This is a genomic window from Pseudomonas sp. PB101 (genome assembly GCF_009764265.1).
Classification (GTDB): Bacteria; Pseudomonadota; Gammaproteobacteria; order Pseudomonadales; family Pseudomonadaceae; genus Aquipseudomonas.
The window spans coordinates 116,426-129,195 of the sequence record NZ_RWIR01000079.1; the positions used below are offsets into that span (position 1 = coordinate 116,426).

Annotated in this window: 9 protein-coding genes; 3 read left to right on the plus strand and 6 right to left on the minus strand. The window is 60.4% G+C overall.

The annotated features are described in order from the left end of the window. Positions 1-38: 38 nt before the first annotated feature. From EI969_RS24790 to EI969_RS24810, 5 genes are all read right to left on the minus strand, one after another. A complete protein-coding gene (locus EI969_RS24790) occupies positions 39-731 on the minus strand; it encodes an RES family NAD+ phosphorylase (RefSeq protein WP_160390087.1) in 693 nt (230 codons plus the stop codon). After that, positions 725-1,129, minus strand: coding sequence for an antitoxin Xre-like helix-turn-helix domain-containing protein (locus tag EI969_RS24795; RefSeq protein ID WP_160390088.1), 405 nt, complete (start codon positions 1,127-1,129; stop codon positions 725-727). Before EI969_RS24795 ends, EI969_RS24790 begins: the two co-directional genes overlap by 7 nt. Positions 1,130-1,258: 129 nt before the next feature. After that, the gene (locus EI969_RS24800; RefSeq protein WP_160390089.1) at positions 1,259-2,452 is read right to left on the minus strand and encodes a Fic family protein; all 1,194 of its coding nucleotides are present in this window, start codon (positions 2,450-2,452) and stop codon (positions 1,259-1,261) included. 243 nt (positions 2,453-2,695) lie between these two features. Next, positions 2,696-4,192: a methyl-accepting chemotaxis protein gene (locus EI969_RS30835; protein WP_160390090.1), complete on the minus strand. Its 1,497-nt coding sequence runs from the start codon at positions 4,190-4,192 to the stop codon at positions 2,696-2,698. A gap of 361 nt (positions 4,193-4,553) precedes the next feature. Beyond that, positions 4,554-5,972 carry a DUF1254 domain-containing protein gene (locus EI969_RS24810; RefSeq protein ID WP_160390091.1) on the minus strand — a complete coding sequence of 473 codons (1,419 nt, stop codon included), beginning with the start codon at positions 5,970-5,972 and terminating at the stop codon, positions 4,554-4,556. Between the two features lie 418 nt (positions 5,973-6,390). Here EI969_RS24810 and EI969_RS24815 point away from each other — a divergent pair, with 418 nt between their 5' ends. The 3 genes from EI969_RS24815 (at position 6,391) to EI969_RS24825 (ending at position 9,328) form a co-directional block, all read left to right on the plus strand. Beyond that, a complete protein-coding gene (locus EI969_RS24815; RefSeq protein WP_160390092.1) occupies positions 6,391-7,749 on the plus strand; it encodes an MATE family efflux transporter in 1,359 nt (452 codons plus the stop codon). Positions 7,750-7,962: 213 nt separating this feature from the next. Next, positions 7,963-8,634, plus strand: a complete 672-nt coding sequence (locus EI969_RS24820; protein WP_160390093.1) for a phosphoribosyltransferase — start codon at positions 7,963-7,965, stop codon at positions 8,632-8,634. Between the two features lie 124 nt (positions 8,635-8,758). Further along, a complete protein-coding gene (locus EI969_RS24825) occupies positions 8,759-9,328 on the plus strand; it encodes a YceI family protein (protein ID WP_160390094.1) in 570 nt (189 codons plus the stop codon). Positions 9,329-9,675: 347 nt separating this feature from the next. Here the strand turns inward: EI969_RS24825 and EI969_RS24830 are convergent. Continuing rightward, positions 9,676-12,770, minus strand: a 3,095-nt coding sequence (locus EI969_RS24830) for an Ig-like domain-containing protein (protein WP_160390095.1), incomplete at its 5' end; no start/stop codon positions are given.

A 12,770-nucleotide genomic window follows, 5' to 3' on the forward strand; every position in this document is an offset into this window, starting at 1 on the left:
CTCGCTCCCACAGGTTTTCATGTGCCTGACAACGGGGCTCAAGCCTTACTGATCTGACTCACACTGGTGATCTGCCCATTCCAGACCATCTCGTAATGGGCCGCTTGAATGATCGAAGACACAGGCCTCGGCGTCATCAAGGCCCAACAATAACTGCCCGGCATGCGCACCGAGTGATAGCGCAAACCCGGACAACCGGCGTCCCGCACCGCGCGCCCCAGCACACGGGAATGGCTGTAATCGTCCGGCGCATACACCGGATCGGTCGGCGGCAGGGCGGTGGCGTCCTTCATCCCTGCATCGCCAAACGCACAAGCCAACCCACGAAGCACAAACCGCTCATAGTTCAGGCTCGGTACCCTCGACCAATACAGACCCTGGTGATGCCTTACCTCAGCCAGCGCCGCTTCCATCGAATCCGCCAGGTACAACACCCCGAAACTGCCGTCACTGAACCGCGAACCCGCCGGATTGACATGGGTAAACGGCGCGATGGCGTAAGAACAACCGGCAATCCCGAACGGAATTTCGCTGCGCGCAATCAACTCCAGCTGACCCACTTCATTCTTCAACCGCGGATTGGTCAGGGCCTGAATCTCGAACAACAGTTCGAACTCATCCGCGTCCGCCACGTCATCGAACAACGCAATGGGCGGAAACTTCGAATTGACCAGGCGATAAGCCTGCAACGACCCACCTGCAAACACCGACAGCTCACTCGCCATCACCATAACGCACCCCGCAGCATGTCGATGCGGCGGAAGGTTTCATACAGCGAAATCATGTCGCCCTGGGCCATGATTTCCAGCGGCGAACGCCCGTTGAAAAACTCGTTGTCATTGGCCATCGAGGCAAAGCCGTACACGTTGTCCGGGTTGTCGAACACCAGCCGCAACGTCGCGTGAATGTTCAACACAAAGCTGATGCGCTGCATCTGATCCGCATCCAGCGCCACCGCCCAATCCGGGTCACGCTGCCGGGCGCGGGTGTAGGTACTGCGGGAAATACGCAGGATGCGACAGGCCTGGTCGCTGGTGGCCTTCCACTTTTCCAGAATGCTCACGGCGGCGCGCAGGCCGGTGACGCATTGGTTTTTTGTGAAGGATTGGGGTTGCAGGGGGACGGCCATGATCGTGTCCTTGTATTGCATCTATAGATTCAAATGTAGATAGTTTGAGTCTGTAGAGCAATATTGGTGCGACGGGTGGGCCTGCCCCTGCCAATGCAATAGAGTTGTGATTTTTGCTGAGTTGATGGGTCACTGAAACCGACGATGCAGGTCTGGAAAGACATCCTGGGCAAACCAGGCGGGCAGGCCGGGGGTCACGATTCTGGATTTTGGCGTTCGGCTTTCTACCAGACCGAGCTTTACAAGCCTGGATAACTCGTCGATTGCCGGGCGCGGCGTCAGGCCGGTGAACGTCTTGATTTCATTGCGTGGCAAGCTGCCCTGGGTGATTAGCGCGATGATCGCTGGCGCACTTTCCGCACGGATACCTTGCTGCAGTAGTCTCTCGTTGTAGCGAAACGCGCGTATTACGCGCTCTCGCAGTCGAGATGGATCCACTGCGGCAATCATGTAGTCGACCTGGTCGTGACAAACTTGCAGCATGAACTCGATGAATTCGAAATAACGTCGCTGGGACAATTGACCACGTCCGTCCAAATCACCTTCTCGTGCACGGTCGGCCATGGTCAGGGCGCTGTAGTAATCCTGGTGCCGTCTCGCAAGACCGCGTGACAGTGACCAAAGGGTTGGCTCCAGTCCCAGGCGCACCAACTGCAAATGTGTGATCAGTCGGGCGACTCGACCATTCCCGTCGGTAAAGGGGTGAACCCAGGCGAGTCTATGGTGGTAGGCCAGTGAAGAAATCAACTGGCGGCGAGGGTCTGTCTGCCGACCAAACCCTGACTGAAGGTGACGCAGCATCACCTCGACGGCTGAAGCGTCCGGCGCATCATGATTGCCGACGATCACGTTTTGACCCGTGACCGAGCGAAGTATTCCGGGTTGCATTATTGAGCCATCTGACAATGTACGTTCTGCGTCACTGGCTCCCCGAAAAAGCCGGTTATGCGCTGCGCTCACGAACTCGGGTGCGAACATGTCGCCCCACGCAAAGGGGCCTCGCTGGCGCAACGTCCGCTCAAACAAGGCTTGCACCGCCATTTGTTCAACCGCCAGGCTTTTGAGTCGTTTACGATCTTTGACCGGCGCCGTTTGTGCTTTCTGCATATCGGCAGGCTCGGTGTATTGCCCTTCGATCAGGTTCGAGTAGTACGTATTGGTGATTTGCAGGAGGCGGCCGAGTCGTGCGGCGGTTTCAGGTGGTAGTCGCCCGGCTAGAAACTGGGTCTTTCTGGGCAACGCATCCGCAAGATCAATGATCGATGGGGGCAATGAATCCGGGAGAACCGGGTCGAGCCAGGATTTTGATGTGATTAAGGACATGGCAGTTCGTATGCTCAGAATTATCTTCACATTTTATTTCACATGGATAATCGTTTAACAAGCCTTATTTTGTTGGGTTTTATGTGGATTTGTGAAGGTTTTTAGCTGATCCGTCTTCACATTTTATTTCACAATTTTATTTGCATAAAACCAGGGTGCAGCATCCCAATCGCTAGCGAATACAAATCGGGTGTCCAGGAGACGCTCGTGGTCAATTATTCCGCAGCGGTGCTTATGGCTGCATCACTGATGAAACGTCCGCCCCAACGCATCCAGCCGCGTGGCAATCGGCGGCAGTTGACGGCTGCTCGACGCCAGTGTCTCCACATCATCCGCCGTGTTCTGCGCAATGCTCTGCACCGACTGCAGGCGCCCGACAATCTCGAAACTCGCCGAGGACTGTTCGCGGGTCGTGGTGACAATCCGCCCATTGAGTTCATCGATGTGCGAGATGTCACTGCCGATGGCCTGCAGCATCGCCGCCGCCAACTGACTGTCCTCGACGCAGCGCTCGACACCTTCGCGACTGTCCTGCATGGCCTCCACGGCTTTGCGGCTGCCTTGCTGCAAGGCCTCGATGATGGTCCTGATTTCCTTGGTCGACACCGCCGTGCGCTGCGCCAGGCTGCGCACTTCATCGGCCACCACGGCAAAGCCCCGGCCTTGCTCGCCGGCGCGCGCCGCTTCGATCGCCGCGTTGAGCGCCAGCAAGTTGGTCTGCTCGGCGATGCTGCTGATCACTTCAAGCACCGTACCGATCTGCTGCGCCTGCGCGGCCAGCGCCTGCACGGTTTCATTGGTGCCTTGCAGGCGCGAGGCCAGTTGAGTGATTTCCTGTTGCGCACGGTTCACGCTTTCCTGCCCGCGGGTGATCTGCACGCTGGCCTGGCCGGCATGTTCAACGGCATGCTCGACGTGCACCACGATGTGCTCCATCGCATCGCCCATGCGCTGCATCGACCCGGTCATCTGCGCGATTTCCGTCAACTGATGTTTGGCGCCTTTCTCCAGCGTATTGCTCGCCTTGGCCAACTCCTGGCCCAACTGACCCAGACCCTGAGAGTCACGCACCACGCCGTCCACCAACGCAGTGATCTGCCCGAGGAACTGATCGAAACGCTGCGCCAGCGACACATGCACCCGCGCCTTGTCACCCTGGCCGGCACCGACGGTGAACTGCGACGCAGTGGCGAGCATCTTGTCCAGCATGTCCTGGCTCTCCACCGCATCGGCCTGGCTGTGCAGCGCCAGATAGAGCAGCGCGACCGTCTCCATCACCACATAAAAGGCGTGGACGAACACCATCGTCCAGCCACCGTGATGGGCCATCACAAACACCGGAAAACCCTGATGCTGCAGCACATGAAACACCACGTGATGCAGCGCAATCGTCAGCGCCGCCACCAGGATCGGCAGCCAGTCCCGATAAAACGTCAACACCGCCAACAACGCAAAAATCCCGAAGTGCGACTCAATGACCCCCTCGGCCTGATTGATGTGCAATGCCGCCATTACCATCAAGCCCACGCCGAGCAAACAACGCATCAACCGCGACCCGCCGATGGCGCGATACAGCAGGGTCAACAGCACACTGGTGCCACCGCCGACCAGCAACGCCTGCTTGAACGTGTCGTGCCAGAATGCCAGGCCCACCGCGAACACGAACATCAGCCAGATCAGCCCCAGCATGATGCGGTCGGCTTTACGGTAGTGGTCGAGGAAACGAGGGGGGAAGGGCATGTACGCTTACTCCATGTATTCGAACCGGGAAACTGGGGCAGGACTGATACCTGAAGACGAGCCTCTCACTGTGGCGAGGGAGCTTGCCCCCTCGCCACAGGTTTTATCGCTTAAGCCATGGAGGCAAATCGATTGCCGGCATGGACGCGGTGTATTTGAGAAATCGTGGAGAGCGTAGCCCTTGGCCATCATTCTTGGCCGATACGACGTCGCTTGTGGAAAACAATGTCCGATATAGAGGCAAGTAATGCTGAAGTGACGGGGAGTACCACGGGCTCCATTGCAAAGCCTGGGCAACGCACCAAGCCGGCGGCCAGCGGCGGCTCATCAGGGCCGTCCGCTGGATACGGTCGTTGGTGGGTCAGGTAACTTTGACGATCTGCGGTGGACTCCATGTCCCTTTGCCAGGAGGCAGGATGGAAGGTGCTTGCGTCTTCGGCCAATACAGGCGCATCACCATGTAGATCAGATCATTCGGTGCAGGTAGCCAGTTGCTTTCCTTGTCTGCGCCGGGTGAATCCTTCTGGATGTACAGCGTCAGCGAGCCGTCGGCGTTCTTCTTCATGTCGGGTAGCATCGGCGCGTTGATGAGGTAGCGATTGATCGGATTCTTGATCAGCAGTTGCGACTTGCCGTCGTACATCGTCACCGACCAGAAAGCATTGACTGGAGGGAGTTGCCCGGCAGCAAAGGTGATCGTGTAGTTGTGTTTGCTGCCGTCGAGTCGCTCGCCATTGGGTAAGGTACTGGTTATCGGATACGTGGCCTCATCGGCGTCGTTGGCATAGATGCCCGCTTGCGCCACGGCAGCGCGCTTCAGCCAGTCGCCGTTATAAAAGGCACTGTTGCCACCGGCACCGGCAATGTTCCAGCCGTTGATCTTCGTGCCGAGATTCTTGATCCCATCCGCGACCTTCGCATGCCCGGCCTGCATGCCCTGAACGATGGCGGACTTCTGCTCGGCCGATAGAGCCTGGAAGTTAAAATCCTTCCCTACGCCGATTCGTGCAAGTTTCTCGCGGATCGCCACTTCATCCGGTGCGGCGGGATCGAACTGCAAGGCAAAGCCCAGGTACTTGAAGAAGTCGGTCTTCACCAGGTCTTTGTCGATCTTCGGGAAATCAATCGGTGGCGGGGCAGGTGGCGCGGGTTGCTTGAGATAGGCGGAAAGCGGTTGTGCCTTGTAGCCGGACTGGATCTTTACGACATTGGGCATATCCGCCGAGTTGAAGAGCTGGGTCCGGAAGACCGCGAAGGGCAGTTGCGTGCGGGAATGAAACACCTTCTTGATGCCCGGCGGAGTCGCGCCTTTCCATTCGGGGCCGGCTACCATGTAATCGCCGGCTTCATCGCCGGTGGTACGGCTGCCGATGTAACCGAAGTTGTAAGTGTTGCCATCGATAAGTTGCACCGTGTAGTACCGCGGTTTCTCTACCGCTGGTACCGAGAGCACGATCGGCTCGCTGCGCAGGTCCATGAACAGCATGGAATAGGGCGTGTCGCTGTTCGGTGAGACGATGGCCGTGTCCTTGTAGGTCGCGACGTGATGCAAGCTATCGATCTGGTTGAACGGCGCCTTGTACTGGCTGGAGTTCTTGTCCACTGCGTACTCGTACATGATCGCGTAGTTCATCACGATGGGCAGACCGTAGACGTAGCCCTCCTCGGCGATGGCTTTCGTTTCGGCGGGAGTAATGTCCGTTGCGTGGGTGAGGGTGGATGTCAAAGAGGCGAGCAATAACATCGCACAGCCAAAGGCTCTAGGTAGTGGTTCTTTCATAAACCTGCTTCTCCATTCCTTGAATCGGATAGTGAATCGATCTACTGATCATTAGTCAGGCGATATGAAAGGTCGCGCTGTTCACGATCTGATGACCCATCGCGCTTTTTGTCTACCTGTAAGTCTTTGTCTTGCCCGAAGATGTCACTCCGAACGCGACACTGTGCGAGGAGAATACGACACGGATGGCAAACCCAGGTTGCTCGATCAGTATAAGCGGCAATTCAAATAGCGCTGCCGAGATACCAGCAGCTTTCAAGACTTTACTGATCGGACAAAAAATCGGGCGCCACTTCAGACCTTTCACCTCAGGTCGCTGGAAATATGAACACAGACCTGAGATGGTCTTCGCCCCTTGCTTCCAGCCACCAACGCTATCCTTAATCATCGCTCCCGCCCTCGAGATGGATCTTCGCCCATGCAAACCCCCAGCCCCCAACGCTCCCTCTGGAAAACCTACCTGTTTTTCCTCGCCCCGATGGTCCTGTCGAACTTCCTGCAATCGATGTCCGGCACGGTCAACAGCATCTACATCGGCCAGATGCTCGGTACCCAGGCGTTGGCGGCGGTGTCGGGGATGTTCCCCATCGTGTTCTTTTTCATTGCCCTGGTGATCGGCCTCGGTGCGGGCGCGGGGGTGTTGATCGGCCAGGCGTGGGGGGCGCGGGAGACGCATCTGGTGAAAGCGATTGCCGGGGCGACGGTGTTGTTGGGGGTGTTGATCGGGTTGGTGGCGGCGGTGGTGGGGAGTGTCTTTGCGCGGTCGGCGTTGGTCGGGTTGGGCACGCCGGCGGATGTGCTGGACGATGCGGTGGCGTATGCCCATGTGATGTTGTGGATCATGCCGTCGCTGTTGGTGTTTGTGCTGTTCACGCAGTTGTTGCGCGGGGTCAGCGATACGTTGTCGCCGCTGTTGGCGCTAGTGGTGTCGACCATGGTCGGGCTGGCGCTGACGCCGGCGTTGATTCGCGGGTGGTTGGGTTTTGCGCCGATGGGCATTCAGAGTGCGGCGATTGCCGGGCTGGTGGGTAACCTGGTGGCGATGGGGCTGCTGGCGTGGCGCTTGATTGGCAAGGGCCATCCGCTGGCGCCGGACCGCGAGTTCTTTGCGGCGATGAAGCTGGACATGGCGATCCTCGGCAAGGTGCTGCGCATCGGTTTGCCCACCGGGTTGCAGATGGTGGTGTTGTCGTTGTCGGAGCTGGTGATTCTGGCGCTGGTGAACCAGCACGGTTCCCAGGCGACGGCGGCGTATGGCGCGGTGACGCAGATCGTCAATTACGTGCAGTTTCCCGCGTTGTCGATTGCGATTACCGCGTCGATTCTTGGGGCGCAGGCGATCGGGGCGGGGCGCATCGAGCGTATCGGGCCGATCCTGAAGACCGGGCTGTTGATCAACGTGTGCCTGACCGGTGGCCTGGTGGTGCTCGGGTACTTGTTGTCGAGCTGGTTGCTGGCGTCGTTCCTGACCGAAGAGGCGACACTCAACATGGCTGAGCACCTGTTGCACATCATGCTCTGGAGCCTGTTGGTGTTCGGCTTCCAGGCGATCATCGGCGGCATCATGCGTGCCAGCGGCACGGTGATGGTGCCAGTGGCGATTTCCATTGTCTGCGTGGTGGGGATTCAGTTGCCGGCGGCGTATCTGCTGGATGCGAAGTTCGGGCTGCAAGGGGTGTGGATGGCGTTTCCGGTAGCGTATCTGGGGATGCTGGTGTTGCAGACGCTGTATTACAAACTGGTGTGGCAGCATCAGAAGATTGAGCGGTTGGTGTAGGCGGGACGCAGCGGGAGGGGCATGCTGTTCACTGAACTTTGTGGCGAGGGGGCTTGCCCCCGTTCGAGTGCGAAGCGCTCGCAAAAAATTGTACTGATCGCGATATTTTGGGGGGCTGCTGCGCAGCCCAACGGGGGCAAGCCCCCTCGCCACAAAACCCTCGCCACAAAAGGACGGTGTGACTGAAAAAGACAGGCGCAATCGCCTGGGGAGATGAACCCCTTGTCCCATTCCATCCTGCAAGACCGGCCGGCGGCCGGGCGGCGTTTGATCGAGCCGCTGCTGCCTTACGCCAATCACCCCGAAGTCATCGTTCTGGCCCTGCCCCGTGGCGGCGTGCCGGTGGCCTATGAGGTGGCCACGGCGCTGAAGGTTCGCCTGGACCTGATGCTGGTGCGCAAGCTCGGCGTGCCGTCCCGTCCAGAGTACGCCATGGGTGCGATTGCCAGCGGCGGTATCCAGATTCGTAATGAAGAGGCACTGCGCGCGCACCCGATCGCTCGCGGCGAATTCGACGCCGTGGTCGAGCGGGAAACCCGCGAGCTGCTGCGCCGCGAGCAGGTCTACCGTGGCACGCGGCCGCCGGTGCAGCTCAAGGACCAGGTGGTGATCCTGATCGACGACGGCCTGGCCACCGGCGCGTCGATGCGTGCGGCGATCCAGGCGCTGAAGCTGCAGGCGCCAGCGCGCATCGTGGTGGCGGTGCCGGTGGCGCCGATCGAGACGCTGCAAGCCCTGCGCAGCGAGGTGGATGAGCTGGTCTGCCCGCTGATGCCCGATTGGTTCACGTCGATTGGCCATTGGTACATGGACTTTTCCCAGACCCGGGATGCCGAGGTGATCGAGCTGTTGCGGCGGGCGTGGCAGCGCGAGGACTGCGGGTAGCGACAGGTGGTCGCAAATCAGTGGGCAAGGTGGAATAAACGCCGGTTGTTTGCTTTAGTCCATCTGGTGCCGGCCTTCTTGCGCGGCACGCCAACTCAGGACGGGAGCCCTCCCGGAGAGTGCCATGAACCTTCGATCCGCGCGTTGCGTCGCTCTGGCCGGCACCTTGCTGTTCGGCCCGGCTCAGTTCGCCGAGGCCGTGGAATACAAGGCGGTGAACGCCAGGGCCAGCACCTTGAGTTTCACCTATGAGCAGATGGGTTCGAGAGCCTACGGCACCTTTAGCAAGTTCAAGGCCAATCTGGACTTCGACACCGATAACCCCGGCGGTGCCCACGCCGTGCTGACCATCGACCTGAACAGCATCGACGCCGGCAGCAGCAACGCCAACACCGAGCTGCAAAAACCGGCGTGGTTCGACACGCAAACCTATCCGGTGGCGACCTTCGAGTCGACGTCCATCAAGTCCCTTGGCGATAACCGCTATACCTTCACCGGCAACCTGTCCCTGCGCGGGCTCACTCGGGAGGTGAGCGTGCCGGTGCTGCTGAAGTCGGGGAGCTCCGTCGGCATCTTCGATGGCGAACTGGTGCTCAAGCGTGACGACTTCAAGATGGGCGAGGGCGAGTGGGCGGACAGTGTGGTGTCCAACGAGATCAATATCCGCTTTCGGATGGTGGCGCCGCAGCGCTGACTGGAGCCTGCCCGATAACGCGGTACCTGTAGGAGCCGGCTTGCTGGCGATGGACTGTTTATCCAGGTCGCACGCGTTATCGTTAACGACCATCGCTGCGATGCGGCGACCCGACAAGCCAGCTCCTACACGGAATCGCGTGACCCTCAATCCTTGTAGGAGCCGGCTTGCTGGCGATGGACTCAAGCGCGCCGCGTTTATCCAGTTCACACGCGTTTTCGTTAACGACCATCGCCAGCAAGCCGGCTCCTACAAGTGATCTTCAAATCAGTGAAGGCCCAAAAAAAAAGCGCCCGGTCCACATTGCATGGACCGGGCGCCGCGGACCGGGCGCCGATCAATTCGCTCTAGTGCACAGGCACCGTCACGGTTTTGCCGAAGGCCGATGTGATGGTCGCGGTCGGGCTGGGCGATGGCGGGCTACCGACGGTCGTCACCGCTATGTTCCAGCGCGCGCCTGTCGCCGTAGGCGTCAGGGTGGCGGCGCCAAGGTTCACCGTACCGGTGGTGGTCGTGGCCGTCGCCGTGATGCTGTTGCCCGGGCCACGCGAGGTGGTGCCGGACAGCACCCAGTAGTAACGGCCGTTGCTGCGGGCGGTGACGGTCGCGCCGGTGACGATCAGGTTTTCGACCACCGCTGCCGAGACCGCCACGGACACCGTCGCCGGTGCCGACTCCGCACCCTTGGCATCGGCGGCCTTATAGGTAAAGGTCGCGGTGAACGGCGCGGGGATCGTGGCCGGTGGTGTGTAGATCACGCGCGCACCATCGGTAGTCACCGTGCCCTTGCCCGAGTCCGGTTGCTCCAGGCCCACCACTTTGAGCGGCACGTTGCCGTCAGGGTCGCTGTCGTTGGCCAGCACGTTGATGGTCACCGGTTGGCCGTTGCTGGTGGCGCTGTCGGGGTTGGCGAGCGGTTTCTTGTTATCACCCTCGTTATTGCTGCGGGTATCGCCGGTGCGGAAGGTTGGCAACGCGGCCGAGTTCACATAGGAGACGCCGTCCCAGCCGGGCAGGGGCGTTGGCATCAGCTGGAACTGGCCAGGGTGCTCGATATCCCAGCGCAGCAGCATCGAGTTGTCTTCGTGCTGGGTGTTGTGGCAGTGCTCCATGTAGGTCCCGGCGAATTCGCGGAAGCGGATCGCCATTTCCACGTCCACCGAACTGTCGATGCCCTCGCCGATGCGATAGACGTCCTTGCGTGCCCATTTTTCCCATTCGGGCGGCGCCTTGCCGTCGCGGGTGAGGATGGTGCCTTCTTCGAAGTGCACGTGCACCGGGTGGTTCCAGCCGTTGCCGCCGTTCTTGATTTTCCACACTTCCAGGGTGCCGTCGCCGGAGAAGCCGGCATCGGTCGGACCGTTGGCCAGTTGCGGCGCGGCGCTGATCCGTCGTGTGTCCATGTTGTAGCCCAGGCCACCGTCGGTCTTGATGGTCCAGGGGGCTTCGTCGGTGCCGTCGGAGCGGCCGAAGATGAACTCGCGATGCCGCGCGGCCTTGATCTTGGCCTGCATCACCGGATCGTCGCGGTTGATGGTCAGCGGGATCATCACCTTGCCCACCGGTTTACCCGGTTTGGCGGGTTCGTAGTCGGCGGGGTTCATGCTCACGTCCTGGCCGGCATAAGGCTGGACAATCAGTTGCAGGAACTTGCCCACCACCGGGTCGCCCTTGTCCCATTCCAGCCCTTTGCTGCCTTGCTTGAGCACCGCTTTGTATTTCTCGGACAGCACATCGGCCAGGCTCAGCGGGGTTTTTTCCGGTTGCTTGCCGGTCTGATGCTCCATCAGGTTGACGAAGTACAGCTTGTCGCCGACAGAGATCCCGTTCTTCGCAAAGTTGACGATGATGTCGAAGCGCTCGGCAATGCCCTGGGTGGGCAGGATGGCGTTGTGGTCCTGCACATCGCCGTCACCGTCCAGGTCCATGCTGCCGTCGAACGGCACGGCGTGTTCCATGAGGTTGCCGTCGTTGGCGATCATGTGGAACGGCACGCGGGTATAGGACACGCCGGAACCTGCCGGGCCGGGGAATTCACCCCCGGTGCCGGCGACTTCACGCACCAGCGCGATCCTGAAGTAGCGCGACACCGAGCCGTTGAGGATGCGGAACCGATAGCTGCGCGCACGCACTTTCAGGCGCGGCTGGTACTGCCAGTTGACGAGGATCTGGTCGCCGAGGAAGCCGTCGGTGTTGAACGGGTTGAACCACAGTTGGCCATTGGCGTCCCAGGCCTTGTCGGCCACCAGCAGGTTGACGTCATAGTCGCGGTTACCCCAGGGCAATGCCGAGCCGCTGGGCAGACGCAGGTTGACGCCGTCCTGGAAGGCTTCGTTACCGCGGTCCAGGGCGCTGTAGTAGTTCATCATCACCGCGTTGCCCTTGTAGACGTTCTGCGCGGTGAAATCGAGCATGTGGTCATGGAACCAGTGGGTGCTCATGGTTTCATGCCAGTCGCCACGGATCTTGATGCTGCCGTTGTTGCAGGTCTTCACGCCTGGCGTGGCGTCGTTGACGTACAGGGTTTCGCCCGGGGCGCAGGGGAATGCCGCGCGCGGATCTTCAGCCTTGGTGTTGATGGTGTCGTACCCGGCCAGTTGCATCGGCCAGCGATAGTCGTAGTACTGCCCCGGGAAGAAGAACGCATTGGCATAGCCGTCGCTTTCTGCCGGAGAGTGACCGTTGTGTTCGTGGGTGGTGATGGTGTGCAGGCCAAAACCCGAGTTGGCCGACGGATCGATCGGCAGGGCGTTGTAGTGCCGCATCAGCGTCGGTTGGCCGTAGCGTACCATCAGCAGTTTTACCGGAAAGGTGCCGTCGAACGTCCACAGCGCCTTGTGGTTCTGGATCGGCATGTTGGGGTGAAAGCGCGTGTCGATGCCTTTGGTGGTGCCCGTGGTGGCCGGGATGTCCGAGGTCTGGTAGTACAGCCCGCCCGGTCCGAACTCGCCGACGGCGTAGTTGTGCAGCTGGCGACGGTCGCGCATGCCGCCGTTGAGCTTGGCGCCCGCTTGCACGGTCTTGAAGGCGACCTGTGGGTAGAACTCGTTCCAGCGCTGGTGCGACCAGCCTTTTCCTGGCGGACGGCCTTCAGCCGGCGAGCCGACCGGATGGCGGTTGAGGAAGGCTTCGATTTGCGCTTTCCACGGGTTGCGGTCCAGCACGTTGGAGTACTGTGACGGAAACGGGTAGAGCCCCGGCTGGCGCATGAAGGCTTCGAGCGCCGCGGCCGCCGGGCCACTGCGGGCGATGCTGTTGGGGTCCTGCGTGGGCGCCGGGCCGACAGTCGGAACCGGGAAGGTCAGGGGCGGTGCCGGCAGTGTCGGGTCGAGTTTTTCCGTGCCGAATTCTTCGAACAGCAGCAGTTGTTGCGTGTACGGCAAGGCCCCGAACAACGGGCTGGGCTTGCCGTTGGTGGGGATCTTGAACGATGTCTGCAGGG